General features: G+C 60.4%; 31 protein-coding genes and 1 pseudogene. 14 read left to right on the top strand and 18 right to left on the bottom strand.

The genetic code is table 11. The annotated features are described in order from the left end of the window. Positions 1 to 72: 72 nt before the first annotated feature. From ACN2TU_RS01105 to ACN2TU_RS01095, 3 genes are all read right to left on the bottom strand, one after another. Positions 73 to 390 (bottom strand): HalOD1 output domain-containing protein, encoded by a 318-nt coding sequence (locus tag ACN2TU_RS01105; RefSeq protein WP_435151961.1) that lies wholly within the window; start codon positions 388 to 390, stop codon positions 73 to 75. Positions 391 to 520: 130 nt separating this feature from the next. Then, positions 521 to 1,090, bottom strand: coding sequence for a plastocyanin/azurin family copper-binding protein (locus tag ACN2TU_RS01100; protein WP_435151958.1), 570 nt, complete (start codon positions 1,088 to 1,090; stop codon positions 521 to 523). A 197-nt stretch (positions 1,091 to 1,287) separates the two neighbouring features. Continuing rightward, the gene (locus ACN2TU_RS01095) at positions 1,288 to 2,571 is read right to left on the bottom strand and encodes an amidohydrolase (protein ID WP_435151956.1); all 1,284 of its coding nucleotides are present in this window, start codon (positions 2,569 to 2,571) and stop codon (positions 1,288 to 1,290) included. A gap of 252 nt (positions 2,572 to 2,823) precedes the next feature. Here ACN2TU_RS01095 and ACN2TU_RS01090 point away from each other — a divergent pair, with 252 nt between their 5' ends. Beyond that, positions 2,824 to 4,401, top strand: a complete 1,578-nt coding sequence (locus ACN2TU_RS01090; RefSeq protein ID WP_435151953.1) for a Na+/H+ antiporter NhaC family protein — start codon at positions 2,824 to 2,826, stop codon at positions 4,399 to 4,401. Then, complete coding sequence (locus tag ACN2TU_RS01085) at positions 4,398 to 4,670, top strand: DUF7513 family protein (protein WP_435151951.1); 273 nt, start codon at positions 4,398 to 4,400, stop codon at positions 4,668 to 4,670. Before ACN2TU_RS01090 ends, ACN2TU_RS01085 begins: the two co-directional genes overlap by 4 nt. Positions 4,671 to 4,874: 204 nt before the next feature. Here the strand turns inward: ACN2TU_RS01085 and ACN2TU_RS01080 are convergent, their stop codons facing one another. Then, on the bottom strand, positions 4,875 to 5,207 hold the full coding sequence (locus ACN2TU_RS01080; RefSeq protein WP_435151949.1) for a 30S ribosomal protein S10: 333 nt from the start codon (positions 5,205 to 5,207) through the stop codon (positions 4,875 to 4,877). Positions 5,208 to 5,395: 188 nt separating this feature from the next. Between ACN2TU_RS01080 and ACN2TU_RS01075 the strand changes: the two genes are divergently transcribed. Continuing rightward, complete coding sequence (locus ACN2TU_RS01075; protein WP_435151946.1) at positions 5,396 to 5,824, top strand: bis(5'-nucleosyl)-tetraphosphatase; 429 nt, start codon at positions 5,396 to 5,398, stop codon at positions 5,822 to 5,824. Between the two features lie 19 nt (positions 5,825 to 5,843). Here ACN2TU_RS01075 and ACN2TU_RS26925 read toward each other — a convergent pair. Continuing rightward, positions 5,844 to 5,906: pseudogene (locus tag ACN2TU_RS26925) on the bottom strand (PGF-CTERM sorting domain-containing protein); the annotation flags it as partial. A gap of 6 nt (positions 5,907 to 5,912) precedes the next feature. Next, entirely contained in the window at positions 5,913 to 6,506 is a 594-nt protein-coding gene (locus ACN2TU_RS01070; RefSeq protein ID WP_472850198.1) for a DUF7827 domain-containing protein, read from the bottom strand. Positions 6,507 to 6,676: 170 nt separating this feature from the next. Between ACN2TU_RS01070 and ACN2TU_RS01065 the strand changes: the two genes are divergently transcribed. After that, complete coding sequence (locus tag ACN2TU_RS01065) at positions 6,677 to 7,732, top strand: DUF5787 family protein (protein ID WP_435151943.1); 1,056 nt, start codon at positions 6,677 to 6,679, stop codon at positions 7,730 to 7,732. Between the two features lie 19 nt (positions 7,733 to 7,751). On the opposite strand, the gene ACN2TU_RS01060 is transcribed toward ACN2TU_RS01065, so the two are convergent. Together ACN2TU_RS01060 and ACN2TU_RS01055 are read right to left on the bottom strand one after the other, a co-directional pair. After that, positions 7,752 to 8,252, bottom strand: a complete 501-nt coding sequence (locus ACN2TU_RS01060; protein ID WP_435151941.1) for a DUF5797 family protein — start codon at positions 8,250 to 8,252, stop codon at positions 7,752 to 7,754. A gap of 195 nt (positions 8,253 to 8,447) precedes the next feature. Then, complete coding sequence (locus tag ACN2TU_RS01055) at positions 8,448 to 8,738, bottom strand: hypothetical protein (RefSeq protein ID WP_435151938.1); 291 nt, start codon at positions 8,736 to 8,738, stop codon at positions 8,448 to 8,450. Between the two features lie 89 nt (positions 8,739 to 8,827). Between ACN2TU_RS01055 and ACN2TU_RS01050 the strand changes: the two genes are divergently transcribed. Beyond that, complete coding sequence (locus ACN2TU_RS01050) at positions 8,828 to 9,604, top strand: enoyl-CoA hydratase/isomerase family protein (protein ID WP_435151935.1); 777 nt, start codon at positions 8,828 to 8,830, stop codon at positions 9,602 to 9,604. 6 nt (positions 9,605 to 9,610) lie between these two features. On the opposite strand, the gene ACN2TU_RS01045 is transcribed toward ACN2TU_RS01050, so the two are convergent. Then, positions 9,611 to 10,867 carry an MFS transporter gene (locus ACN2TU_RS01045; protein ID WP_435151932.1) on the bottom strand — a complete coding sequence of 419 codons (1,257 nt, stop codon included), beginning with the start codon at positions 10,865 to 10,867 and terminating at the stop codon, positions 9,611 to 9,613. A gap of 88 nt (positions 10,868 to 10,955) precedes the next feature. On the opposite strand from ACN2TU_RS01045, the gene ACN2TU_RS01040 reads away from it, so the two are divergent. Together ACN2TU_RS01040 and ACN2TU_RS01035 are read left to right on the top strand one after the other, a co-directional pair. Further along, a complete protein-coding gene (locus ACN2TU_RS01040) occupies positions 10,956 to 11,213 on the top strand; it encodes a DUF5789 family protein (RefSeq protein WP_435151929.1) in 258 nt (85 codons plus the stop codon). Between the two features lie 45 nt (positions 11,214 to 11,258). Beyond that, entirely contained in the window at positions 11,259 to 11,570 is a 312-nt protein-coding gene (locus tag ACN2TU_RS01035) for a transcription factor S (RefSeq protein WP_435151927.1), read from the top strand. A gap of 353 nt (positions 11,571 to 11,923) precedes the next feature. Here the strand turns inward: ACN2TU_RS01035 and ACN2TU_RS01030 are convergent, their stop codons facing one another. The 5 genes from ACN2TU_RS01030 to ACN2TU_RS01010 form a co-directional block, all read right to left on the bottom strand. Further along, positions 11,924 to 12,646, bottom strand: a complete 723-nt coding sequence (locus ACN2TU_RS01030; RefSeq protein WP_435151924.1) for a methyltransferase domain-containing protein — start codon at positions 12,644 to 12,646, stop codon at positions 11,924 to 11,926. Next, positions 12,643 to 13,032 carry a nascent polypeptide-associated complex protein gene (locus ACN2TU_RS01025; protein WP_435151922.1) on the bottom strand — a complete coding sequence of 130 codons (390 nt, stop codon included), beginning with the start codon at positions 13,030 to 13,032 and terminating at the stop codon, positions 12,643 to 12,645. The genes ACN2TU_RS01030 and ACN2TU_RS01025 overlap by 4 nt, the downstream gene beginning before the upstream one ends. 50 nt (positions 13,033 to 13,082) lie before the next feature. Further along, complete coding sequence (locus ACN2TU_RS01020; protein WP_435151919.1) at positions 13,083 to 13,688, bottom strand: hypothetical protein; 606 nt, start codon at positions 13,686 to 13,688, stop codon at positions 13,083 to 13,085. Then, positions 13,633 to 14,091: a hypothetical protein gene (locus tag ACN2TU_RS01015; RefSeq protein WP_435151916.1), complete on the bottom strand. Its 459-nt coding sequence runs from the start codon at positions 14,089 to 14,091 to the stop codon at positions 13,633 to 13,635. Before ACN2TU_RS01015 ends, ACN2TU_RS01020 begins: the two co-directional genes overlap by 56 nt. A 300-nt stretch (positions 14,092 to 14,391) precedes the next feature. Further along, complete coding sequence (locus ACN2TU_RS01010; RefSeq protein WP_435151913.1) at positions 14,392 to 14,883, bottom strand: PUA domain-containing protein; 492 nt, start codon at positions 14,881 to 14,883, stop codon at positions 14,392 to 14,394. Between the two features lie 140 nt (positions 14,884 to 15,023). Between ACN2TU_RS01010 and ACN2TU_RS01005 the strand changes: the two genes are divergently transcribed. Then, positions 15,024 to 15,200 (top strand): hypothetical protein, encoded by a 177-nt coding sequence (locus ACN2TU_RS01005; protein WP_435151911.1) that lies wholly within the window; start codon positions 15,024 to 15,026, stop codon positions 15,198 to 15,200. Here ACN2TU_RS01005 and ACN2TU_RS01000 read toward each other — a convergent pair. From ACN2TU_RS01000 to ACN2TU_RS00990, 3 genes are read right to left on the bottom strand one after another with little or no spacing between them, the layout of a single operon-like run. Beyond that, positions 15,197 to 15,694, bottom strand: a complete 498-nt coding sequence (locus ACN2TU_RS01000) for a LabA-like NYN domain-containing protein (protein WP_435151908.1) — start codon at positions 15,692 to 15,694, stop codon at positions 15,197 to 15,199. The genes ACN2TU_RS01005 and ACN2TU_RS01000 overlap by 4 nt on opposite strands. A 49-nt stretch (positions 15,695 to 15,743) precedes the next feature. Continuing rightward, the gene (locus ACN2TU_RS00995; RefSeq protein WP_435151905.1) at positions 15,744 to 16,385 is read right to left on the bottom strand and encodes a metallophosphoesterase family protein; all 642 of its coding nucleotides are present in this window, start codon (positions 16,383 to 16,385) and stop codon (positions 15,744 to 15,746) included. A gap of 46 nt (positions 16,386 to 16,431) precedes the next feature. Then, positions 16,432 to 16,764: a DUF8070 family membrane protein gene (locus tag ACN2TU_RS00990; protein ID WP_435151902.1), complete on the bottom strand. Its 333-nt coding sequence runs from the start codon at positions 16,762 to 16,764 to the stop codon at positions 16,432 to 16,434. A gap of 400 nt (positions 16,765 to 17,164) precedes the next feature. On the opposite strand from ACN2TU_RS00990, the gene dapA reads away from it, so the two are divergent. From dapA to ACN2TU_RS00960, 6 genes are read left to right on the top strand one after another with little or no spacing between them, the layout of a single operon-like run. Then, positions 17,165 to 18,049, top strand: coding sequence for a 4-hydroxy-tetrahydrodipicolinate synthase (gene dapA / locus ACN2TU_RS00985; protein ID WP_435151900.1), 885 nt, complete (start codon positions 17,165 to 17,167; stop codon positions 18,047 to 18,049). Further along, entirely contained in the window at positions 18,046 to 18,828 is a 783-nt protein-coding gene (dapB, locus tag ACN2TU_RS00980) for a 4-hydroxy-tetrahydrodipicolinate reductase (protein WP_435151897.1), read from the top strand. The genes dapA and dapB overlap by 4 nt, the downstream gene beginning before the upstream one ends. Further along, positions 18,825 to 19,646, top strand: coding sequence for a 2,3,4,5-tetrahydropyridine-2,6-dicarboxylate N-succinyltransferase (locus ACN2TU_RS00975; protein ID WP_435151894.1), 822 nt, complete (start codon positions 18,825 to 18,827; stop codon positions 19,644 to 19,646). The genes dapB and ACN2TU_RS00975 overlap by 4 nt, the downstream gene beginning before the upstream one ends. Beyond that, complete coding sequence (gene lysA / locus ACN2TU_RS00970) at positions 19,643 to 20,911, top strand: diaminopimelate decarboxylase (protein ID WP_435151891.1); 1,269 nt, start codon at positions 19,643 to 19,645, stop codon at positions 20,909 to 20,911. Before ACN2TU_RS00975 ends, lysA begins: the two co-directional genes overlap by 4 nt. Beyond that, entirely contained in the window at positions 20,908 to 21,744 is an 837-nt protein-coding gene (gene dapF, locus ACN2TU_RS00965) for a diaminopimelate epimerase (protein WP_435151889.1), read from the top strand. Before lysA ends, dapF begins: the two co-directional genes overlap by 4 nt. Next, complete coding sequence (locus tag ACN2TU_RS00960; RefSeq protein WP_435151886.1) at positions 21,741 to 22,808, top strand: M20 family metallopeptidase; 1,068 nt, start codon at positions 21,741 to 21,743, stop codon at positions 22,806 to 22,808. Before dapF ends, ACN2TU_RS00960 begins: the two co-directional genes overlap by 4 nt. On the opposite strand, the gene ACN2TU_RS00955 is transcribed toward ACN2TU_RS00960, so the two are convergent. After that, positions 22,777 to 23,142, bottom strand: coding sequence for a DUF5518 domain-containing protein (locus ACN2TU_RS00955; protein WP_435151883.1), 366 nt, complete (start codon positions 23,140 to 23,142; stop codon positions 22,777 to 22,779). The genes ACN2TU_RS00960 and ACN2TU_RS00955 overlap by 32 nt on opposite strands. Between the last annotated feature and the right edge of the window lie 42 nt (positions 23,143 to 23,184).

Genomic DNA, 23,184 nt, shown 5'->3' with positions numbered 1-23,184 from the left:
CATACTTCCCGCTGAGAAAAACACGGAGTCGGTGTGGCGAACGAAAAAGGAGCAGTTTTCTCGTGATTCAACTCAGTCGAGTTCTTCGATGACTATTTGACCGTAGCTGTGAACCGTCACCTGATAGTGGAGGATGTCGAAGACGACCTTGCCACCCATTCGGGGGGTTCCGTCGTGTTTATCGCTGAAAAGATTGTCAAGTGCGTCCGGATCGATAGCATCGTATAGCGGCATCCCGATTTTGGCGGGGTCTCCTCCCGCCACTTCTGCGAGTGCCATAATTACTGCCGTGCTGAGTTTTTCATCGTCCGCGTGGCAGGTGTACTGACTCTGTTGTGCTGTGCGTACCATAACGCTACCGTCGTCACTGCTGTTGATGTTTCCGTTCATACTGTAGACCTCCGACACTGCAATACTGTTCGGTGTATCCAGAGCGTTGCGACAGAGGCTAATAAAAATTGCCGTATTCCTTTGAAGCAGTTGGAAGTCCAAAACTTCCACAGTGAGAATATTTCGATACTCAGTCCAACCCGTAGTCACCGCCGTACTTGAGGAAGAAGTAGGCGAGCGCCAGCACCGTGGCCAGCGCCGACACCGTCGCAATCCCCAGCGTCCTCGCGCTGTTCGGAACCGACGGGAGTGCGCCGCCACCACCGCCGCTACCACCACCACCCGCACCGACTTCGATGGTTCCGACCATCCCCGCGGACTCGTGTGGGATGCAGAAATATTCGTACGTCCCTTCCACGTCGAAGGTGTGTTCGTACTGTTCTCCCCCGCCGATTTCGCCCTCCGGATATGCGTCTCGCGCTGCCTGTTCGCCGTCGAAATCACCGCTCGCGAAGTACTCGGCGTCCCCCGGAATCTCGTCCTCGTATGCCGTGACGGAGTGTCCGACAGAACCGACGTTCTGCCAAACGACGGTCGTCCCCGGCGCGATCGTAACCGAATCCGGGTCGAAGACGAGGCTGTCAGTCATCTCGACCGTCTGTTGTCCCTGTGCCGAACCGATTTCCGCCGTGGACGCGATCGCCGTCCCCCCTGCGACTCCCCGAAGGAACCCTCGTCGAGTCGTTTCAGTTCCCCCCATAGTTGGCTAGTCGGGTTTCTCGCCAAAGGAGATTACGCCTACGTGGAATCAGTGTTGAGTGTGAGCTTGAGGACTGTCGTGGCCTTTCCGATGGTGTTGTTGCAGGTGATTTCCGGAACATATTGTGTACTCTTCGTAACGAGGGTGAAAATGCTGGGACGAACGATGCGGATGCCGACTACAAATCACGCCCTCGCTCAGGGACGTTTACTAGCGATTTCTCGAACCGAGGAGGACAACAAATCGACTGCGATTGGAAGGCTATCCTCGTCCACGTCGAAGGTCGAGGTGTGGTGGCCGCCGGGGTGGTCGGTGCCGACGCCGACGTAGGCGGCGAGGCCGCCGTTTTGTTGTACCTCCTGCATGAGATACGTCGCGTCTTCGCTCCCGCCGAGCGTATCACGGCGGATCGGGTTCTCGACGCCGCAGGTGTCCGTCGAAACGCCGTGGACGATTTCGACCAGTTCTTCATCGCTCTCCGCACTCGGGGCTTCGCCTTCCGAACTCGTTTCGACCGAACAGCCGTGCATCCCAGCGGCGTGTTCGAGGACGCGATCCGCACGCTCTTTCATGTAGTCTTTGAGCTGCGTCGTTTCGCCGCGCACTTCGCCCTCGATGTAGGCGTGTTCGGGGATGATGTTCGTGGCCGTTCCCCCGCCGACCTGTCCGGCGTTGATTCGCGTCGCACCATCCTCGTGGCGTGGGATTGCGTAGAGGTTCTGAATCGCGGTCGCCATGGCCTGAATCGCGTTCTCACCGTCGTTCGGTTTGCCGCCCGCGTGGGCCGGTTCGCCCGTGAACTCGGCGTGGAAGTGGTTTACCGCGAGGAAGCCATCGACACCCGCGACGACCTCGCCGGTCGGGTGGTCGAGACCGATGTGAACCGCGAGCAGGTAGTCCACGTCGTCCAAGTGACCGCTCTTGGCCATCGGTTTGCCGCCGGCAACCATCTCCTCGCCGGGTTGGAAAAGTACCTTGAGCGTGCCTTCGAAGCCGCTGTCCTTGATGGCTTCCAGCACACCGATTCCAATGGTTGCGTGGGCGTCGTGCCCGCACGCGTGCATCGCGCCCGTGTGCTCGGAGCGAAAGCCTTCGCTCGCCGGAGCGTGGTCGTCGTCGGTGGATTCCTCGCGGAGGAGACCGTCGATGTCCACGCGCAGGGCGACGGTCGGCCCCTCGCCGCGGTCGAGCACGGCAATCGCGCCGGTTCGACCGCCCCCCAATCGTTCGAGAATGTCCTCGCGGGCACCATCCTGTCGGGCCTGCTCGTACCAACGGCCGAGTTCGTCCTCGTCGGGAACGGACATTCGTTCCTCCTCGGCGAGGACTTCGGGGCCGACGTAGAGTTCGTCTACCCCGATCGTTTCGAGTTCGTCCACGATTCGGCAGGTGGTGTAAAACTCGCGCCACGCAGGCTCCGGATGGCGGTGTAAGTCCCGTCGGAGTTCGACCAGTCGGTCGCGGTGGGTCTGCTGACTCATGCCAAGGGTGACGACCGGTGCTGGCTTAAACCCTCACGAGTGGGCAGGCGTTGCACCTTCCGGTGGCGACCTTCGCACCTGTCGTCCGCTGAATACGACCCAGGCCAACGGGGTGTCAGTATCATTGAAATAGGTGTGAAAAATCCATACATATTGTTGGAATTTCCACATATTCCACGGACGTATCATTATATATTAACTATGATTTATAATACCGGACACTCTTGGCTCACAGTGATAGAGGTGAGTTAGATGGGTTCGTCAGATGATAGGCAGGATGAACCGGGTGACGAAGTAGAAGAAGAACTAATGCAAGCAGAACAGGCTCGAAGCGGACCGCAAATCGAGTTCTACGGTGGAAAGTGGATGAGCACGGTGCCCATCGTATTGTTCATCGTGTGGGCGGTGTTCCAAAGCGCGCTGTTCCGCATCGGCGACACGACCGGTCTCGTTGCCGGGATGTTGCTGTCGCTCATCGTCGGCATGTTCTTCGTCAGAGGAAACTGGAAGAGCTACGCAAACACGATTTTCGAAGGGATGACCCAGCGAGTCGCCGCGACGGCCATTGTCGCGTGGCTCTGGGCAGGAATGTTCGCCAACACCCTCCAAGTCGGTGGGTTCGTTGACGGTCTGGTTTGGGCCGCTGACTTCCTGAGCATCGGTGCCACCCTTTTCCCCGCCATTACGTTCATTCTCGCCGCACTGCTGGCGACGGGAATTGGAACTGGGTACGGAACGACCGTTGCGTTCTCTGCCCTGTTTTTCCCCGCTGGGGTCGCCTTCGGTGCGAGTCCAGTGCTGATGTTCGGCGCAATCCTCTCCGGGGCGGTGTTCGGCGACAACCTCGCACCGGTCAGCGACACGACCATCGTCAGCGCCGTCACGCAGGATTCCGACATCGGCGGCGTCGTCGCTTCGCGGTTTAAGTACGCCATCGTCGCCGCAGTGTTGGCATTTATCGGGTACGTCGTTGCTGGAAACATGATAAGCGGAATCGACGTTTCCGGGGGACAGAACGTCTTTGCCGGGGAAGTGCAGGCTCTCGGTCTCGTTCACCTCATCTCGATGCTCGTCGTTATCGTCACCGCCATTAGCGGGCGACACATCGTGGAAGCAATCTCGTGGGGACTCATCGTCGCAGTGACGTTCAACCTCCTCTTCGGACTCGCCCCGGTGAGCGCCATGCTGTTGTTCAATGCGCCGCCGGACGCGCCATTGGCTGGACTTGCGAGCGTTCTCCCGTTCGTCGAAATCGTCCAGAGTGCGGGGGATGTCGGCGTCACTGGAAGCATCTACGACGGTGCCGCCGGGTTCTTCCCGCTTATCGTCCTTACCCTGCTCATCGTGTCAGGTGCACAAATCATGATTCGCGGCGGCGGGTTCGAGGCGATACAGGACTTCCTGTTGAATCGGGTCGCAACCTCGGTTCGACGCGCGGAGACGACCATGGTGCTGGGAACGGCGGGCGTCAACGCGATGATTACCATCAATACCGCCGCGGAAATCGCCATCGCACCGTACATCGCCCGTATCGGTCAGAAGTTCAACATCAATGGCTACCGCCGTGCGAACATCCTCGACGCAAACTCCTCCGCGATGGGTTACATCTTCCCGTGGGGGGGCGGTGTCCTCGTCGGGTTCACCGAAATCCAGAAGCTACCGGGTGAGTACGACTGGTTCACGCAATCGATGGTCGTCAACCCCGCCGAAGTCTGGCCGTTCGTCTTCCACGGCTGGTTCCTGTTCGGCGTGTTCTTCCTCGCCGCACTGTCCGGATTTGGACTGGAATACGTTTCCGACCGCCGTTCCGAGGAGGTGGCACGAGTATGAGCATCTTGGAAAAATATCTCGCAGGCTGGACGTTCCGCACGAATCAACCCGAGTTCGAAACCGGGGAAGAGATCGAGGTGTTCCTCACGGACTACAGAAATGGCACTGCCCGCGCTCGCGTCGGTGACACTGTACTCCACGTCGAAGGAGCACCGCAGGACGCGCTGGACAATCGTGTCCGACTCCGCGTGGATGAGTTCGACGCGAGCGACCACGAAGGGCACGCTACGTTCCTCGAACCGATAGATGGCGGCAGTGGGATAGCCTGAGCGGGTCAAACACGAGACACTCTTTTTGCGCACCGTTGGACGATGACCGAGAAGCGAAGGACGTGGGAACTCGGTAATCCGATGCCAGCATCTTCAACGAGCGGTTCAACCTCGTGAGTACGGTGGACAACTTGTGAACAACAACTAGGTATGAGACGCTCTCTCGTTTTTACTGGGAATTAGACGGAGTGAAAAGAATCGGCGTTATGCTTTCCCCATGCCCTGAACCTGTTCGAGTTCGACTTCGACACGGATTCCCGGCGGAAAATCCATCTCGGCGACCTGCCGGGAGACGGCGTTGTGCCCGACAATTTCCACCTTTCGTGTGTACACAGTGTAGTCCCAACTTTTGAACTGTCGTCCCTCGTCACCGGAGAGCGTTTTGTACTGTGGAACGCGGATTCGCTCCGGCGGTTCCGAATGCGGCCCTCGCAAATCCGCACCTTTTCGTTCCGCTGTCGAGCGAATCTCCGACACGACTTTGTCCAGTACGGGCCGGTTCCCGCTCTGGAGCAGTATTTTTGTGATGAAGGTCATGGCTGGCTCTGTAGAGTATAGAGAATCACAGTACGTAAAATTCCTGCTTCTCGTTCGAGCGGATGTTTCGGTTCGCTGTCCGATTTTCCCCAACATGTCGTGATGTTCGAGATGGTGTGCAGAAGACACGCGAGAAGAACTGTACTGGTTCGACATTCCTTTAATGGCGAACCGCATAGATGAGCGCAATGGCAGTCAAAGCTACGAGCGCGGGTGCGATCCTCTTTCGGGATACCCGTGGTCGAAGGGAATACCTCCTCCTCAAAAGCCGTCCGGGCGATTGGGAGTTCCCCAAAGGCGGCGTGGAGGGCGATGAAGAGCTACAGCAAACGGCAATTAGAGAAGTGAAAGAGGAGGCGGGAATCGACGATTTTCGCCTCCTCGACGGCTTTCGAGACGATTACAGCTACGTCTTCGAAGCCAACGGCACGACAATTCACAAGACGGTGCATCTGTTCATCGCCAAATCGTACGAAGCCAGCGCGGAACTCTCGAACGAACACCGCGACTTGCAGTGGCGTGATTACGACCAAGCGATAAACACCATCACGCAGGACGGTCCACGGGACATCCTTCGGGATGCACACGAGTTCCTCGACGGGAATGACGACCGCTGAAAAAACGATTTTTCGGACGTTATCGACGACGCGCCAGCAGTGCGACTCCCGCGAGGGCAGTCACCGCGAGACCGATGCCGAAACCGGGTTAGCCGTCGGATTCAGTTGTTTCCGTAGCCGTGGTCGTCGTCCCTTCGGACGAACTGTCCTGTTCGGTCGTCGTAGTCGTTGTGGTAGTCTGACTCGCCGTGCCGTCGCCTTGGACGTTGATACCGCCGTAGGCGATTGTCGGAACGTTCTCGCCGGTTCCCGAGTAGACGGTGAGACCGTACATGAACGGCTCCAGCGCACCTACTTTCGTCTCGTTTTTGACCGAGAGGGAGTCGGCGTCGCCTTGCGTGGTCAATGCCGACCCGTCGCCGCTTCCGGCTTTCGACGTGTCGAACTGCAAGACGACCTGACCGTCGCCGTTACCGTCGGTGACGGTCGCGTCCAGTTTGTACGAAGCCTGTCCGCCACCGATTTGGACGGTCATGGCGTCGAGACCACTGAGGCTGACGTTCATCGTGGCCGTCTCGCCCCGTTGAATCTCGTAGATGGAGCGATTGAATGTGACTGTTGCGTTGCTATCGCCTTCTTGCTGGAAGAGCAACGGGGGCAGTACAGCAGGGTTCTGGTCGGCGCTCGTCGCGCTTCCGGCAGTGCCTGCGACGGCAGTACCTGCGAAAAGCGAGACGACCACCAGAGCGGTGAGTATATGTCAGATATCCATAACTATCAGAGTAGTGTGGCGGTAAAACCGCGTTCACCCGTCGCGTGACGAGCGTAGCGTGAATCTTCACGCAGAGAAACAAATATTTTCTGTTATGAATCGGTCGAATCGCTTACCAACACGGGGGACGAGGAGTCGGTATGGCCGAACCGGAGTTCAAGTTCGAACTGCGAACCTGTCGGTGGGCAGAACGATGTTGGCCACCGGAGGGCCGTGAACGCCCGGTACTCGTCTCCCGACAACTCGGCACGAAACGTAGGCGCTGGGATACGGTCGTCGTGGAGGTAGACGCCGACGAGTTCGCTCGGCGTTCGCAGTTCGGGCAGGAGCGACTCGATAGCGACCAACTGCACGTGATTCGACACGCGCCCGAGGAGTGGGAGTGGTATCAGGACGCCCTTCCTGACCCCGGATATCCGTGGCGGTACGTGCGGGAGACGATTCACGAGGCTGACGACCGAGGAATTTTGGACGTTCGAAAACGAGGGCGAAGACTCGAAATCAGGCGACGCTGGGAGTATCCCGACTGGATTCGGCGCATCGTCGCCATCGAGAACAAACCTGATTTGGACGCCAGTGCGGCTCGCAGTTTACGCCCGCAGATGGAACGCGACGTTGCCCTCGCACTGGCCGACGAGGTGTGGGTCGCCACGCGCACGACGGGTGACCGAGTCGAGCCCGCACTGCTGGAATCGCTCCCCGTTGAAGCGGGGATTCTGACGTTCGGAGGGAGCGAGGACGACGATTTCGGTGGGTACGATGCGGAGGACACCGACGTGGCGTGGTTCCCCCGAAGTCTCAACGTTGACGCGCCAGGAACCCGAATTTTGGAGCGACCGAACGGAGGGAAGTACGACCAGTCGGCGGCTCGCTTCGAGTACGTCGATAGAGCGACGAAGCACCGGAAACGGCTCGAAATAGCCGAACGGGCCTACGAACGCGGCTGGCGGTCGTACACCCGAACCATGCGACCCGACTGTCGATACTTCGAGCTTCGACACGAAAACGAGATGATGCTTCCGCACTGTTCGGCGAAATCGTGTTCGCAGACGGCCGGGGAGTGCTCCGGGCGCTGTTCCGAGTTCGAACCCGAACCACCTGCCTGGCGTCAGAAAGGGTGGCCAATCGAGGGTGGCCCCGGAAAGTCGATTCGGCGACTGCTCGATTCGCGTCGGGAGCGATATAGGCCGGGGTAGCCGGACGTTCCGTCGGTATTTAGCCGGACGCTTCGACGGTGATGTCGTCGCGCGAGACGGCGAGTTTGAACGTCGGGACGGTTCGATAGACGACTTCGACGACGCCCTTTCGCTTCAAACTCTGAAGTGCGGAGCGCACGTCGTCCACGTCAGGGTCGATGTCGAACTCGTCGCGGAGTTTGTGGAGCACCGAGACGACGCTCTCGGAGCGATCGTCCGGGTCTGCAAGAACGGCGAACACCTGTTGCTGGAGTTCGGGCACGCGGACGATGCTGGGGCCGTCCCCATCCTCGTCGGCGACCATTCCGGGTTCCACGTCCACCAGGTCGTTGGCTTCAGTCGTCGCGCAGATATAGCTGTTTTCGTCGCGGTAGTAGTACTCCTTCAGTTCGCTCTCCAGATACTGATGCACTTCGCTCCCGCTTTCCAACCCCCAGCGGTCTTGTAACTCACTGTTTTTCGTCGGTTGCAGTTCGACCAGGTCGGCGAGTCGCTCGCGGGCCTCCTCGGACAGCGTCATTGTGGGGTGGATATGAGGGCGTGTTATTTCCCAGTTCCGGAGCAGTTTTGGCAGTAGTTTCAGTTCGGATGAGTTTCGCATGGTGTAGGTGGCCAGTTTTGGAACGAATTTGAAGGACATCACTCATGTGACAAATACAGTGGTTGTGACGTGACGTTTGCAGTTGCTTGGCAGAGATGACCCCTCACTCGTCACTCACTCCTTGCAGTCGTTCGCCCGTTCCCACCAGGTTCCGCCAAGTGACTGGTCGATTTTGCTATCGGATTTCGAAAGCCAATCCCGAAAAAACGGCTGGTCGAATTTGGGTTGGGCGGGCAGGCCACGGCCTGCCCGCCCTGCGGTATTGGCTGGATACGGGCGAACGCAGAGGGATCGAGTGGCGAAGCCACGAGCGATCGAGCGCGTTCGGGCGTGTTTGCGCCTTGCATCAGCAGTCGCAGAAATGACCCAATCAGTCGTTACTCCACAGTCAATCGGACGATTCATCGGAATCGGTACGACGGCAATCCGACTGCCTGCCCTTCACGACCCACATCTTCGGAACGATTAACCGAGTTCCACGAGATACCCAACCCATGCCCGAATGGGACACGGTACGACTCGATTTCAACGACGACGTAGCCACGCTGACGGTTGACCGCCCCGACCGACTCAACGCGCTGAACGTCGAAACGCTCCACGTGCTCCGTGACGCCATTTCCGCGGCCGAATCCGAGGGTGCCCGCGCACTCGTTCTGACCGGCGCTGGCGAGAAAGCCTTCATCGCGGGGGCCGACATCAGCCACATGCAAGACCTCTCAGTGGCGGAGGCACAGGAGTACGCGGAACTGGGCCACGAAGTGACCGACATGCTAGAACAGTTCCCAGCGCCCGTCATCGCGGCGATGAACGGCTACGCCTTCGGCGGCGGGTGCGAACTATCTCTCGCCTGTGATTTCCGCGTCGCCAGCGAGAACGCCATCATCGGCCAGACCGAAATCGACCTCGGCATCATTCCGGGATGGGGCGGCACCCAGCGGCTCTCGCGCTTGGTTGGCGACGAACTGGCTCGTCGGCTCATCTTCTTCGGCGAGCGAATCGACGCACAGGATGCCCGTGCAATGGGATTGGTCGGCGAGGTCGTCGCACACGACCAAATCGACGACCACGTCGCGGAGATGGCGAGCGACCTCGCGGAACGCCCGGCGTTCGCCCTCCAAGCCGCGAAGGAGGCGCTGAATCAGGCACACGAAGGAATGCAGTCGGCGGGGCTGCGATACGAACGCCGCCTCTGGAGTTCGCTGTTCGGGACGCACGACCAACGCGAGGGGATGGCCGCGTTCCTGGATGAGCGGGAACCGGAGTTCAACTAACCCCCGTTAATCCTGTGGCGTGGGACGCGACTCCGCGTCTGAACCCACCGGCACCGTTTCTTCGACTTGCGTGTAGACGAGAACCGCGCCGAGCGCGGCCAAGGTCGCTCCGAATTCGAACGGCATTTCGAACCCATATCGAACCAAGAATCCGGACGCAAGCGGGCCGATTGCGGTTCCCAGTCCGAACGCCATTGTCAGGATGGACAGTTGAGTTCCGGACTGCCCCTCACGCGCAAGGTCACCCGCAAGTGCCAGCGCGGGAGCGAACACCAGCGCACCCGCAACACCCTGTAGGAGGCGGGCAACGAGCATCTGCATCGAGGTGTCGACGAATCCCTGAATCAGCGTCGCCGGAACCAAAATCACCATTCCAACGATTATGAACGGGCGTCGTCCGAATCGATCGCTCGCGCGGCCGACGGGTGCCTGAAGCGCAACCTGCGCGAGGACGAACGCCGCGAACTGGAGGCCAAACCACGTTTTTCCTTGATTCAGTCGCTCGTTGATGGTCGGTTCGATAGTCGCCAATAGGGCGATGCTGATGGCCAAAAACAGCGTCGTGAGGCCAAGGGTGAAGACCGGGTCGAGTCCACTCGTCGAATCACGGAGCGAAAGGTCGAACTCCTCGCCAGCGCTGGCTTCGGTTCGTTCCGGGTCGCTCACCAGCAGGGTGACGAGCAGATAACTGACGAACGCGCCGCTCGCCGCGAAGTAAAAGGCGGCATCGAAGCCGGTCAACTGGACGCCAGCGAACGTGTATGAACCACCGTCTACGACCGAGCCGGCCGCAATCGGACCGAGGCCGAATCCCAACAGGCGGAAGGTGTTGAAGATACCCATGTTCCCACCGCGATTGTCGGCCGTGGCGAGTTCGTTGACCAGTGCGATGGTGCAGGGAATCGTGAAGGCGACACCGACGCCTTGTAGCCCGCGAATCAACATGAGGGAAACATAACTGCCGGCGAAGGCGTAGGTGACGTTCGTCAGCGCCAGAATCGCCAACCCGAGCAGAATGAACAGTTTCCGCTTTCCGGTTCGGTCGGAAATTCTCCCGGCGAACGGCTGCGTGAAGCTGTTGAGAAATCCGAACAGGGAGAGGACAATTCCGGTGACCATCGCCTCCTCCAGACCGAACGTGGAACCGGAGACCGAACCGCTCGCGATATACACTGGAAGTACGACGATGAGGAACGAGTTGCCGACGGCGTCTGCCATCCGCGCCAGCGCCAGCGCTAACACTCGTCTGTCGGTACCGAACATTCGCTTCGAAATACTCACCCGATGCTGAAGACCATTGTGTTGGCGGCCGTAATAACACCTAAGGCGGTTCGCGTTGTTCCATGTTCTCATGGCACGTACGGTCAACTTCAGTCATCTGGAGTCCGAACTCCAACGGCTGCCCTATCCGGTGTCGCGTGACGAGGCCACGGAGATACTGGACGACGTAACGGTTCAGTTCGCGGAAGGGGAGGAAAACCTCGGCGAACTCGTTGCTCAGACCGAACAGGAGATGTACGAATCCGTCGAAGACATCGATGCGGAAATCAACAACGTCCTGCCGCGGGAGGCCGTGGGCGAACCGTACCAGTCGGAAGGCGAGGGCTGAGAAGCACGCCGTTTAAATGGGCGCGTCGGCTATCCCGGGACAACAATGGAGTTCTGTGACGAGTGCGGTTCCATGATGAAAGCCGACAACGGTCTTTGGGTATGCGGAAGTTGCGGCTACGAGAAACCGAAAGGTGACGCCAGCGAGTACACCGTCACCGAAGACCAAGAAGTCAGCGAGATAATCGAGAGCGGCGGCGGAACCAACGGCCTGCCGACGACGAGCGCGCAGTGTCCGAACTGTGACAACGACGAGGCCTACTGGTACATGCAACAGATTCGCTCCGCCGACGAGAGCGAAACCCGATTCTTCGTCTGCACCGAGTGCGAGCACAAGTGGCGCGAAGACGACCACTAACCACGACCTTTTACCACAGTCGAGAGACAGAGCCAGCGTGAATCGCGCTGGCTCTGTCCGTCTCCCTGTAAAAGCTCGACCAAAAGCACTCCTTCTTCGCTTCGTTCCACTCCGCTCAGTCGTCGGCCCGCTCACTCGTCGCTATCGCTCCTCGCTCGCGGAGAGTGTGCTGGCTGAAAGCGGTTGTGGAAAGTGACGATTTCTAGTGGCTATGAAAATGCACGAAACAGGCGGTTGTGTGACTGGCTGATTTCTGGCGGGTGTGTCCAATGCTGGTCTCTAGCGGTTGTGTCGTCTGCCTATCGCTCACTGCACTCGCTGGCTGAAAGAGGACAGAAAAATCGAAACCGAGGTTACGTCTTCCGCGCGAACGTCAGATAGCCGGTGTGACCGACGCCGGTTGTCGTGGGGCGCGTGCCGCGGTCGTCGAAATCCATCTCGCGCTGGAGGGTTTCCATCGTTCTGATGTTGTCGAGGGTGGCCTCGTGCGCGGCCATCTCGATATTGCGGGCGCTCTCCACGAACGGGGCGTACACACCGAGCGACCCGCCGTCCGTGAGCAGGTCGGGTGTGTGCGTGACGACTTTCGCCGCATCGGGCGTGTCAAGCGTGAGCACGTCGAATTCGCCGAGATCGTCCACCTCGTCGGTAATGTCGCCGGTTCGAACATCGACTCGGTCGGCCACGCCAGCCATCTCGATGTTCTCGCGGGCGACGTCCGCGAACTCCGATTTGCGTTCGAACGTGACAACGTCCGCGCCGATTCGGCCGAGATAGCCCGCCAGAACGCCGGTTCCAGTTCCGGCGTCCAACACTCGGTCGCCTGCCGAAACACCCGTCTCGCCGACGATGAGTCCGATGTCTCGCGGGAGCATCGGCGCGCCGGTTCGCTCGAAATGGTGAAAGAGGTCGGGTCCGCGAAGTCTGCGAACCGTAAAATCTTCGTCGAGGTGAGTCGTCAGCGTGTCGCCCGGTTGTACGTCCTCGGGAACGGTGAGGACGCCGAGGTCGGTCTGAAGTTCCTCGCCGGGGTCACGGAGATACTCTCGGTCGCCGTGAACGAGCAGTATCGTCACTCCAGTCGCTCGACCGCCGCCGCGAGGTCGCCATCAACCGCTTCGAGTGCCTCGCGGACTTTGTCCTCGCTCGCACCCGTTCGCTGGGCGACGATTTCCACGTCGGCGTCTGGAATCTCGCTCGGGGACGAGTCCGAACCGCCAGCTTCGACCGCACCACTCGCGCCGGATGCTTCGCGCGTCTCGGCGTCGCCGACGATTTGATAGGTCTGCTGACCGCGGGCGTCCATCCGGGTCACTTCGGGGTCGCTGAAGACGAGTTCCTCGCCGTCAGCCGTCCGGATGACGACCTCTTCCGCATCGACATCGTCCACGTCGATGCCCATTTGTTTCATCATCTGTTGCATCTTTCGGGGGTTGAGTCCGCCGCCGCCTCCTCCAAACATACCCGAATCGTCGGAACGGAGAGGCAAAAACGTGACGCAACCGCGGCGCGTTACCGACGGTTCCCGTCGAGCTCGATGACGAGCAGGAAGCGAGTGTTCTCCGTCCTTCCGTCGACCGTTATCGTCCGGTTCGAAAGGAAAACGGCCGAGTTCACCCGCGTTGTTTCTTGCTGGGCGGCGAAGAATCCGACTTCCCCGCTGACCCGTGCAGCGTGGAGATACTGCGTCTTGCCCGGTTGTAGCGATTGGCCGAGGCGAGCGGTTCCACGGAACACGGGTTCTCCGTCCGTCACGTTCCAGTTCGTCGCTCTGATGGAAAATCCGGTTCCGGCCGGGACCGGTCTCTCACCGGCGTTATGTATCGCGATTCCTTCGCCGTCGGCAACTCGGTGGAGCGAGAGTCGTGGGACGTTCCGAACCCATGTCGGGCGCACCGGTGACGACGCAACGCGCCGAAACTCGTAGGCGAAGCCGATTCTCGTGGCCGTGTCGCTCACATCGTTCGCGTTCACGACGGACGACCCGGAGAGTTCGCGGACGTGTCCGTCGCTCGTGACCAGCGCAGTCGCCGAGAACTGTTTCGTGTTCGGAATGGTCGCCTCAGTCGCTTCGAGGCGGACGTACTGTGTCCCGTTTCGAACCACCGTTCCGGTCACGATGAAGTCCGCACGGGTGAAAATCGCGGTTAACCGCTCTCTGACGCGTGGGATGGTGGTCAGTTCGATAGGCGCGCATCGACGTACCGTTCTCGCGTCCGCGTATCACCGCGATGCCGGTACCGACGTGTGCCGAACGGTTCGTTCGCGACCAGAAGCCACCAATTTCGGAGGCGTTCGCCGTCACGCTCGTTCGAGCTCTATAGTTCGCGTCATCGAGGGATGATTCGTGTGCCTCGACCAGCCGACCCGGGTCGTGAACCCATTGGCTGCTGACTCCCGGCGGAAGGTCGGACGCTGCTACCGTTTCCGTCTCGGCGGTCGAATCGGTTTCCGAGAGATATCCGGCGCAACCGGCGGAGACGACGAGAAGGGAGAGTAAGAAAACTCGAAGGATGCGCATTGAGAGCAGTCCACATCCATACTGTAAATATTTTTGGAATATATGATGAATGATATTGTTCGCTGGATTGAGATCGGACTGCGAATCCGAGCTCGTACCGCGATTTCGGCGTAGGCGATGTTATGGGTGGTACAGACCAACTGCAACCACGATCATCCCTGCCAACATAACGAAAACAGCGGGAAGGACGGCGATAGAAATCCCCTGTGTCGTGGCAATCGAGCCGATCATCGTTTCGAGCCCAATAGCTAGAACGCCGATGGGTTCAAGTCGATTCATGAATTCGGGCGAGACAGTGTCCTAGTCGCTCGCACCGTCGCGCACTTTTACCGCCATTCCGGTCTCGAAATCCAGCATGGCATCGGCGTCGAGTTCGGCACGGCCCACCGCGAGCAGGTCGCCGTTTCCGTGTGTAACGAGCACTTCGTCGCCAGCACGAACGTCGCTATCGACTTCGTCAACGAACTTGGCGAAGACGTTCTTACCGTCGCGGACGAACGGTTCACTCTCGTCGCCGACGACAACGCGACCTGCCGGGGAGTCGAGGGCGTCGGCGAGTCGAAGACCACCGGCGAGTCCGAGCGTAAATCGTCCGTCGGTCGCGTAGGTGACGAGTCGGGTGCCATCCGCGTGAACCTGCTGTGGGCGTCCGGACGACGAGCGGCGAATCTCCAACTCCTCGTTGGTCGGAAACAGCGCGCTGCCAGCGCCCGCTCCGAACTGATAATCCGCGGTGATGCGGAGCGCGGGCAGGTCGTCGGCCTCCACAGTTTCGGTTTCGGCTTCGGTCATTGCCCCGGTTTTGTAGCGGTGGGGTGAAAGCCCTTCGACATCCTAGATTGTCATGCCATTACATAACAATGTCATTCGTCACCATGGCGCAGTCTATCGATTTGAGAGTGATTTATTAGGAATGAGACCGAAGGGCGCGTATGAACACCAAAGAACTACTTGGAGTCGCGCTTCTGCTGGCCGGGAGCATCCTGATTTTCGCCATCACGTCGATGGCAGGGTCGCTCGTCGGGAACGCACTCGCAGGTCTAGCCACGGTCGCGCTCGCAGCAGGCGCGCTGATGTACGGAACGGCAGAAGACGGCCGTCCGGTCTAAAGCAGAAACGTATCGGTCCGTTCGCTCATATCGACGAACGCGTCGGCAGCATCGATGAGTTCTTCGGCGGACGATTCTTGAAATCCCATTACTTCCACGCGCACACCTTCGTGACGCAGGTGTGTGGCGAGTTGCGCGAAGTCCCCGTCTCCCGTACAGAGGACGACGGTATCGACTTTCGGTGCGAGCGTAATCGCGTCGAGACAGATGCCAACGTCCCAATCCGCCTTTTTCGACCCGTCGCCGAACGTTTTTATCGCCTTTATTTTCGTCTCAAATCCGATTTCGGTGAGCGCATCGAAAAAGCGATCCTCGTCGGGACTGTCGGCTTGAATGACGTACGCGATAGCGCGTGTCAACTCACGGTTTTGTGTGGCTTTCGAGAGAAGAGATGAGTAGTCGATATTACGGGTATAAACGCTTTGAGCCGTATGATAGAGGTTTTGCGCGTCGGCCAAGACCGTGACGCGCTGGGCGGGGTGAATCTCGGTCATACCTTGGTGTGATAACTACTCGCATAAAGAGGTTCCTGCTTTCCCGTTTTCAGTGTTCTTTCATATCCACCCACGTGAGCGAGAGGGAGTCGGGATCAAGTATGTAATACCGTTCCCACGTTGGTGCCAAACTGACGACACGAGTGGTACCGATGGTCGTCTCCGAGTGTTGGTGATGGTGGCCGATGAGACAGAGGTCGGGGTCGAGCACGGTGAGGAGGTCGTCGATGTACTGACACCCCACCTCATAATCCTCGGAAACGGGCAACCCGTGTGGTGCTTCGTGAGTCATCAACACATCGACTGATTCCAACGCTGTCGCGCGCTCGATGTCCTCGTACGTGAAATGACGGCGTCGCTCGCCGACGAGGTTCGCGCGGGGGCGGTCATACTGCGTCGGGGCGTAGTTCCCCGACAACCCGGCGATTCTGAGTCCTTCGAGTTCGACGGCGGTGCTCGCCAACAGGTTGGCGTTCCGAACCTCGGAGTTCGACACGAGACCGTTTCGCAGCGCCGAAATCGTATCGAAATCCTCGTTGTTGCCCGCGATGAACCACGTCGGTTTCGGCAAATCGTAGTACATCAAGTCACCGAGTTGCAGAGTCACGTCTTGGTCTGCTTCGCGGTAGGCCGCAAAGAGCGCGCGCCGGTTTTCGGGGTCGGCGGCGTGTGCGTCTCCGAGGACGAGCATCGACCGTGGATATTTCCGGAGACGTGATAAGACCGCCGGATTTCATTCACCCGTGAAGAACGAGTGCGAGCGCCGCGAACAGCAGCAATCCGACGCCGTAGAAGAGAAACTTGATATCGCTGTCCAGCTGCGTTGCGTGTAAATCGTTCGGATCAACGACGGTGCTCCCGATACCCATCGAATCCGCGTTGGTCATCGCCGTTCCCATCCGCACGGTGCCGGTTCCGCCGAGCGCGAACAACAAGACGACTAACCCGAGGCCGAACATGGAGAGAATCGCCATACCTGACCCAGTTGCGGCGTAAACAAGGGCGACGGTCAAACCGGCGTAGACGAGCGTGTATCGTACACCGCACCGTCCAATCAGGTTCCAATTCATTATCTGACAAATGTGCACATGATTAATAAATATATCTCCGAAGCGGAACGAATATAGACGGATTCGTTCAATCGAAATCGGTAGCAGAGGGTGGCGAAGGGGACGACCGGCCAACCGATAGTTTCGAATTCCTCTTTTGGTACTTTCCCGATGAAACAGCAGAAATCGACGACCGCCGCAGACTCTGCCTACGGCGTAAGGCATAAGTTCCCACGGAAACAGCCCTGTTGTATATGCCATGTGCTGTCGCTCATCCCCTGTTTGCGTATGGGACAAGCGACGGCACAGTCGGAAAACGCAAAAAACGCGCGGCGTAACCGGTTCTCGGCGGGATTGGCACACCCGTCGTTTGCCATCTTCGTTTTGCACCGCGCGACCACCGATTTCCGACTCAAAACCAATGACAAACCAACCGTTCCGTGGGGTCTACCCCGCGATGACCACGCCCTTTGCGGGCGACAGCATCGATTACGACCAACTCCGTAGCGACGCCCAGCGCCTCGAACGCGCCGGCGTCCACGGCCTCGTTCCCGTCGGGTCGACCGGTGAGAGCGCGACCCTGACCCACGACGAACACGCCGAAGTCGTGGAGGCAGTGGTCGAAGGCGTCGATATTCCGATCATCGCCGGAACCGGAAGCAACTCCACGCACGAAGCACTCGAACTCTCCCGGCGCGCCGAAGACGCCGGTGCCGACGCACTCCTGCTCATCTCCCCGTACTACAACAAGCCCGAACCGACCGGGATGGAACGACACTACCGAACCATCGCGGACGAGGTTGACCTCCCGCAAATCGTCTACAACGTCCCGTCCCGGACGGGCCGAAACATCGACGTGGAGACGACGGTTTCGCTGGCGGAGCACGAAAACATCGCGGGCTACAAGGCCGCGAGCGGCGACCTCGGGCAGATAAGCGAAATCATCGAGCGAACCCGAGACGAGGCGTTTTCGGTGCTGTCAGGCGACGACGCGCTGACGCTTCCGATGCTCTCGCTCGGCGCGACCGGCACCATCAGCGTGTCGGCGAACGTCGAACCCGAGCGAACCTGCGAGTTGGTCGAATCGGCGCTCGACGGAGAGTACGACCGGGCACAGGCACTCCAGTACGAACTCGGACCGCTGTTCCGCGCGCTGTTCTCGGAGACGAACCCGATTCCGGTGAAGACGGCGATGGAACTCCGGGGCTACGGGCCGAGCGGACTCCGCTCGCCCCTCTCCCCCCTCTCCGAGGAAAACCGCGAGGAACTGGCCGGAGTTCTCGATAGCTTGGAGGAACCCGTATGACGCGGGAATCCTCCTCCGCGACGCGTGTCCTCGTCTCCGGCGCGACCGGTCGAATGGGACGACGGGTCATCGAGCAGGCGGCCGCCCGCGACGACGTCCGCGTCGTTGCGGGCGTGAGCCGTGAACTGTCGGGAGAAATCGACGGACTCCCCGTCGAACCCGCGAACGAGTTCGAGGTCGTACTCCGCGAGTACGACCCCGAAGTGCTCGTTGACTTTTCCGTCCCCGAAGCGAGTCAGGAATTCGTCGCCGACTGTGCGGAGGCGAACGTCGCCTGCGTCGTCGGGACGACCGGGTTCGCGGAGGACGGCGAGGCCGTCCTCCGCGAAGCGAGCGAGCGGGTTTCCGTCCTCCTCGCGAGCAACTTTTCGCGGGGGATTCAGGCGTTACTCCGAGCAGTCGAGAGTGCGGTAAGCGATTTGCCGGGCTACGACGTGGAAGTCACCGAATCCCACCACCGACACAAGCGCGACGCCCCGAGCGGCACGGCGAACGCGATTCTCGACCGAATCGAGTCCGCCGGAGAATTCGGCGGGCGTGTGCATGGTCGCGAGGGAGATGCGCTGCGCGAATCCAGCGAAATCGGCGTCCACGCGCGACGGGCGGGTGGAATCCGAGGTGAACACGAAATCCTACTGGCGAACGACCACGAGGAACTGCGACTGACCCATCGCGCGGGAAGCAGGGCGGTGTTCGCTGACGGCGCACTCGATGCGGCGGTGTGGCTGGCCGGGCGAACGCCGGGTTGGTACGATTTTAGCGAGGTAGTAGCAGAATGAGAAACGATATACGACAGTTGTGGCAGCGATACGAATCGGATGAATTGAATGCAGAAAACGCCGGGGACGCGTACGAAACCCTCGACGCGTTCCTCGACGCGCTGGAAGCGGGCGAGATTCGCGCCGCCGAGAAGCACGGCGGCGCGTGGGAAGCGAACGAATGGGTGAAGCAGGGCATCCTGCTGAACTTCGGCCTCCGGAACACCGAAGGCCGAGAGTACGGCGACGTGACTTACTACGACGTGCTTCCGCTCCGGGAAACCGACGACCTTCCGGAACGCGGAACCCGAAATACCCCCGACGGAACCGTCCTCCGGCGAGGGGCACACATCGGGTCGAACTGCATCATGATGAGTCCGAGTTTCGTCAACGTCGGCGCGTCTGTCGGCGACGGAACGCTGGTTGATTCCTGCAACACGGTCGGTTCCTGCGCCCAAATCGGCGCGAACGTGAAGTTGGGCGCGAACACTCTCATCGGCGGTGTCCTCGAACCTGTCGAAAACACTCCCGTCATCGTGGAGGACGATGTAACCCTCGGCGCTGGCTGTCGCGTCACCTCTGGGTTCGTCGTCGGCGAGGGAAGCATCGTCGGCGAAAACACGCTTCTCACGCCGCGAATTCCGGTCTACGACCTCGTTGACGAGGAAATTTTGTACGGCCATCTCCCCGCGAACCGCCGTGCCTTCACCCGATTCGTGGAGTCCAGACTCGGCGACCACGACCTGTTCGACGGCGGGGCGTACAAGCCCGCCGTCGTCGCCCTCGATGTGGAAGACGACACGCTGGAACAGGTCGAGCGTGAGGAGGCCCTGCGATGAGCGTGACGAGCGAATCGAGTGACGAGGGAAACGAAACCGACAACCGCGACGTACGGCGACTGGCGGATTGGCCGTCCGGGCGACTCGAATCGCTCGCCGAGGAGCACGGAACGCCCCTGTACGTCACCGACCTCGGTCGCGTGCGTGAGAACTACCAGCGATTTGCGTCGGCGTTCGGAAACGCCGACGTTCACTACGCGGCGAAGGCAAACACCTCGCAGGCAGTTCTCCGAACGCTGGAATCCGAAGGGTCGAGCGTCGAATGTGCATCGGCAGGCGAAACCGAGCGCGCGTTCGCCGCTGGATTCGAGGGCGAACGAGTCCACTACACCGCGGTCAACCCGCCTGCGGAAGACCTCGACAGAGCGGTTGAACTCGCGGACGAACATCCCGGCTTGACGATTACGGTCGGTGCGGAGAACACCGTCGACCGACTCGCGGAACGCGGCTACGACGGGCGACTCTGCCTTCGGGTCAACCCTGGCGTCGGTGCCGGACACCACGAGAAGGTTCGAACCGGCGCGGACGCGAAGTTCGGCATCCCGTACGACCGCGCCGCGGAACTGCTCGAATCCGCTGCGGACGGATTCGATGTCGTGGGGATTCACGCCCACGCAGGGAGCGGGATTTCCGGCGACGATTTGAGCAATCACCGCGAACTCGTCTCACGGATGGGCGAGCTGGCACGCGACATCGACCTGTCGCTCGAATTCGTCGATGTCGGCGGCGGTTTCGGCGTTCCGTACCATCCCGACGAATCACCGCTCGACCTCGATTCGGTCGCGGAGGCGACTCGGGAAGCGCTCGGTGACCTCGATGCAACGCTCGTGGTCGAGCCGGGTCGCTATCTCGTCGCGGATGCTGGCGTCCTCCTGACGCGAGTAAACACGGTCAAGGAAACCCCGGACATAACCGTTCTCGGGGTCGATGCCGGGATGACGACGCTCGCCCGACCCGCACTCTACGACGCCTACCACCACGTCCGGAATCTCGCCAGGGACGGCCCCGAAATCGAGACGACCATCGCAGGACCCATCTGCGAGAGTTCGGACACCTTCGGCGAACACACGATTGCCGACCCGGAGCGCGACGATTTGCTGGCAATCGGCAACGCAGGTGCCTACGGCTACGAGATGGCAAGCCAGTACAACTCCCGTCCGCGACCGGCGGCTGTCGTCGTGGACGGCGACCGCAGCGCAGTCGTCAACCGACGCGAAACGATTGCCGACGTGACTGCGACCGAGCAGGAGGTGACCTGGGAATGAACGTCTCCTTCGAGAAGTTCCACGGCACCGGCAACGATTTCGTCATCGTGGACGCGAGCGTCTGCGTCCCGAATCGCGCAGGCTTCGCGCGCGAAGCCTGCGACCGCGCCGACGGAATCGGCGCGGACGGCGTCCTCTTCCTCGCGCTCGAACCGAACTACCGGCCACCGCGGGTCGTTATGACGCTCGTGCAACCCGACGGAAGCACGGCGGAGATGTGTGGTAACGGCGCGCGCTGTGCCGCAGTGTGGGCCGCAGAACAAGCGGACGCCGACGAGGTCATGATTGATACTCTCGCCGGAACGCGCTACGCGAGCATCGACGACGAGGGCGCGACCATCGAGATGGGAGCGCCCGACTTCTCGCCGGACGGGGTTCCGCTCGCGCAGGACGAACCGCTCGTACAGAAGGAAATCGGCGGCTACGAAGTGACGGCAGTGAACACTGGCGTCCCCCACGCCGTCATCTTCGTGGACGACGTGGAGTCAGTCGATATCGAACGGGACGCGCCGCCGATTCGCCATGCAGAAATGTTCCCCGAGGGCGCAAACGTCACCTTCGCGTCACAGCGCGACGGTGGGTTCGACCAGCGGACGTTCGAGCGCGGCGTCGAAGGCGAAACCCAATCCTGTGGAACCGGGGCGGTCGCAATCGCGGCGGTTGCCCGACGACTCGGGATAACCGAGGAACGGGAGATATCCGTGTCACCACCGGGCGGCGACCTCGAAGTCGCGCTCGGCGAGCGGTACGCCACGCTCTCCGGCCCGGTCGAAACCGAGTTCGAGGGAAGAGTGCGAATCTCCACGGCGGGCCGACTCGACTTGGAAGCATGACCGGATTCGACACGATCGAATTTCTGGAGCGGGCGGTACAGATCCCATCACACGAGTCGGTCACTGAGATGCGCGATTTGCTCGCGGAAACGCTCGAATCGGCGGATGTGGCCGCTACGGTAGACGACGCCGGAAACGTCATCGCGGAGCGGGACGGGCCGGAAGACGGCCCCCACGTCGTGTTGAACACGCACATCGACACGGTTCCACCACACGTTCCGTTTTCGCGTGATGGCGACCGAATCCGAGGCCGTGGGTCCTGTGACGCGAAGGGGCCGCTCGCCGCATTTCTTGCTGCTTTCCTCGCCGTCGAACCCGAGCGAGGACAGGTGACGCTCGCAATCACGCCGGACGAAGAAACCGATTCGACGGGAGCGGCGGCACTTTCCATCGATGCGGATGCCGTCATCGTCGGCGAGCCGACTGGGCTCGACGTCTGTAACGCGGGAAGAGGGCGATTCCAGGGAACAGTGACGCTTCGGGGAGAGAACGCCCACGCCGCACAACCCGAGGCAGGTGTCAACGCCATCGCTGGCCTCGCACCTGTGCTGGCCGCGCTGGAAACGTTCGACACCCGCGCCCCACATCCGGAACTCGGGTCGCCGACGCTGACCCCGACGACCATCGACGGTGGAACCGCGACGAACCAGATTCCCGCGGAATGTTCGTTCGTCATCGACCGACGGAGCGTTCCGCCGGAAGGTGCGGCGGAGTTTCGAGGATCGCTCGAAACGCATCTTCGGGAGTCCGCGCCCGAAGGAGTTGGAGTGGACGTTTCGCTCGCCGAACGGGACACGCCGTTTCTGGAAGCGTTCGAGACAGCCGCGGATTCGGAACTCGTGCGAACGCTCCAAGACGCCTCCGGCGGCGAGGTACGACCGTTCGGCGCGGCGACAGAGGCATCCTATTTTGCGCAAATCGCGCCAACGGTCGTGTTCGGTCCGGGCGTACTCTCCGATGAAGACGGTGCAGTTGCACACGGACCGCGGGAGTACGTGAACGAAAACGAGGTGACAGCGGCGGGAGACGCCGTCACTGAGACGTTACGTCGATTCCTCGTTTAGTATCCGTCATGTACGCGCCGATGTAGCCGCCGAGCGCACTCAGTCCGGCGGTGTAGAGTATGCCAATCACACCGAGTACGATGAGGAAGACGGTGAATCCACCCGGCGCGTTCCCGAAGAGGAAGATGCTCGCGAACAGGAATCCGACGAAAATCATCGGAATCGTCGCTATCGCGCCGGAGATGGCACCGATTCGGACGCCATCGCCGGAGTCGGCATCGCTGAGGTAGGCCGCGACGGCCCCGCCGAGAACGGGCGAAAACGGAACGAAGGACGTAACGAGAGTTACGACAGCCCCGATGATCGCGTTCGTGAGTATATTATCATTTCCCATACTGCATCTATTGGACAGCAGTGAAGATAAATATCGATGGAA

This window comes from Haladaptatus marinus (genome assembly GCF_051194195.1).
The sequence above is the reverse complement of the archived record's forward strand: the minus strand, read 5'-3'. Positions and strand labels throughout refer to the sequence as shown.

Bases quoted from the DNA above. Each gene is read 5' to 3' on its own strand.
- ACN2TU_RS01105 (WP_435151961.1), bottom strand. From the start codon at position 390: ATGAACGGAAACATCAACAGCAGTGACGACGGTAGCGTTATGGTACGC.
- ACN2TU_RS01100 (WP_435151958.1), bottom strand. From the start codon at position 1,090: ATGGGGGGAACTGAAACGACTCGACGAGGGTTCCTTCGGGGAGTCGCA.
- ACN2TU_RS01095 (WP_435151956.1), bottom strand. From the start codon at position 2,571: ATGAGTCAGCAGACCCACCGCGACCGACTGGTCGAACTCCGACGGGAC.
- ACN2TU_RS01090 (WP_435151953.1), top strand. From the start codon at position 2,824: ATGGGTTCGTCAGATGATAGGCAGGATGAACCGGGTGACGAAGTAGAA.
- ACN2TU_RS01085 (WP_435151951.1), top strand. From the start codon at position 4,398: ATGAGCATCTTGGAAAAATATCTCGCAGGCTGGACGTTCCGCACGAAT.
- ACN2TU_RS01080 (WP_435151949.1), bottom strand. From the start codon at position 5,207: ATGACCTTCATCACAAAAATACTGCTCCAGAGCGGGAACCGGCCCGTA.
- ACN2TU_RS01075 (WP_435151946.1), top strand. From the start codon at position 5,396: ATGGCAGTCAAAGCTACGAGCGCGGGTGCGATCCTCTTTCGGGATACC.
- ACN2TU_RS01065 (WP_435151943.1), top strand. From the start codon at position 6,677: ATGGCCGAACCGGAGTTCAAGTTCGAACTGCGAACCTGTCGGTGGGCA.
- ACN2TU_RS01060 (WP_435151941.1), bottom strand. From the start codon at position 8,252: ATGACGCTGTCCGAGGAGGCCCGCGAGCGACTCGCCGACCTGGTCGAA.
- ACN2TU_RS01055 (WP_435151938.1), bottom strand. From the start codon at position 8,738: ATGAATCGTCCGATTGACTGTGGAGTAACGACTGATTGGGTCATTTCT.
- ACN2TU_RS01050 (WP_435151935.1), top strand. From the start codon at position 8,828: ATGCCCGAATGGGACACGGTACGACTCGATTTCAACGACGACGTAGCC.
- ACN2TU_RS01045 (WP_435151932.1), bottom strand. From the start codon at position 10,867: ATGTTCGGTACCGACAGACGAGTGTTAGCGCTGGCGCTGGCGCGGATG.
- ACN2TU_RS01040 (WP_435151929.1), top strand. From the start codon at position 10,956: ATGGCACGTACGGTCAACTTCAGTCATCTGGAGTCCGAACTCCAACGG.
- ACN2TU_RS01035 (WP_435151927.1), top strand. From the start codon at position 11,259: ATGGAGTTCTGTGACGAGTGCGGTTCCATGATGAAAGCCGACAACGGT.
- ACN2TU_RS01025 (WP_435151922.1), bottom strand. From the start codon at position 13,032: ATGTTTGGAGGAGGCGGCGGCGGACTCAACCCCCGAAAGATGCAACAG.
- ACN2TU_RS01015 (WP_435151916.1), bottom strand. From the start codon at position 14,091: ATGCGCATCCTTCGAGTTTTCTTACTCTCCCTTCTCGTCGTCTCCGCC.
- ACN2TU_RS01010 (WP_435151913.1), bottom strand. From the start codon at position 14,883: ATGACCGAAGCCGAAACCGAAACTGTGGAGGCCGACGACCTGCCCGCG.
- ACN2TU_RS01005 (WP_435151911.1), top strand. From the start codon at position 15,024: ATGAACACCAAAGAACTACTTGGAGTCGCGCTTCTGCTGGCCGGGAGC.
- ACN2TU_RS01000 (WP_435151908.1), bottom strand. From the start codon at position 15,694: ATGACCGAGATTCACCCCGCCCAGCGCGTCACGGTCTTGGCCGACGCG.
- ACN2TU_RS00995 (WP_435151905.1), bottom strand. From the start codon at position 16,385: ATGCTCGTCCTCGGAGACGCACACGCCGCCGACCCCGAAAACCGGCGC.
- ACN2TU_RS00990 (WP_435151902.1), bottom strand. From the start codon at position 16,764: ATGAATTGGAACCTGATTGGACGGTGCGGTGTACGATACACGCTCGTC.
- dapA (WP_435151900.1), top strand. From the start codon at position 17,165: ATGACAAACCAACCGTTCCGTGGGGTCTACCCCGCGATGACCACGCCC.
- dapB (WP_435151897.1), top strand. From the start codon at position 18,046: ATGACGCGGGAATCCTCCTCCGCGACGCGTGTCCTCGTCTCCGGCGCG.
- ACN2TU_RS00975 (WP_435151894.1), top strand. From the start codon at position 18,825: ATGAGAAACGATATACGACAGTTGTGGCAGCGATACGAATCGGATGAA.
- lysA (WP_435151891.1), top strand. From the start codon at position 19,643: ATGAGCGTGACGAGCGAATCGAGTGACGAGGGAAACGAAACCGACAAC.
- dapF (WP_435151889.1), top strand. From the start codon at position 20,908: ATGAACGTCTCCTTCGAGAAGTTCCACGGCACCGGCAACGATTTCGTC.
- ACN2TU_RS00960 (WP_435151886.1), top strand. From the start codon at position 21,741: ATGACCGGATTCGACACGATCGAATTTCTGGAGCGGGCGGTACAGATC.
- ACN2TU_RS00955 (WP_435151883.1), bottom strand. From the start codon at position 23,142: ATGGGAAATGATAATATACTCACGAACGCGATCATCGGGGCTGTCGTA.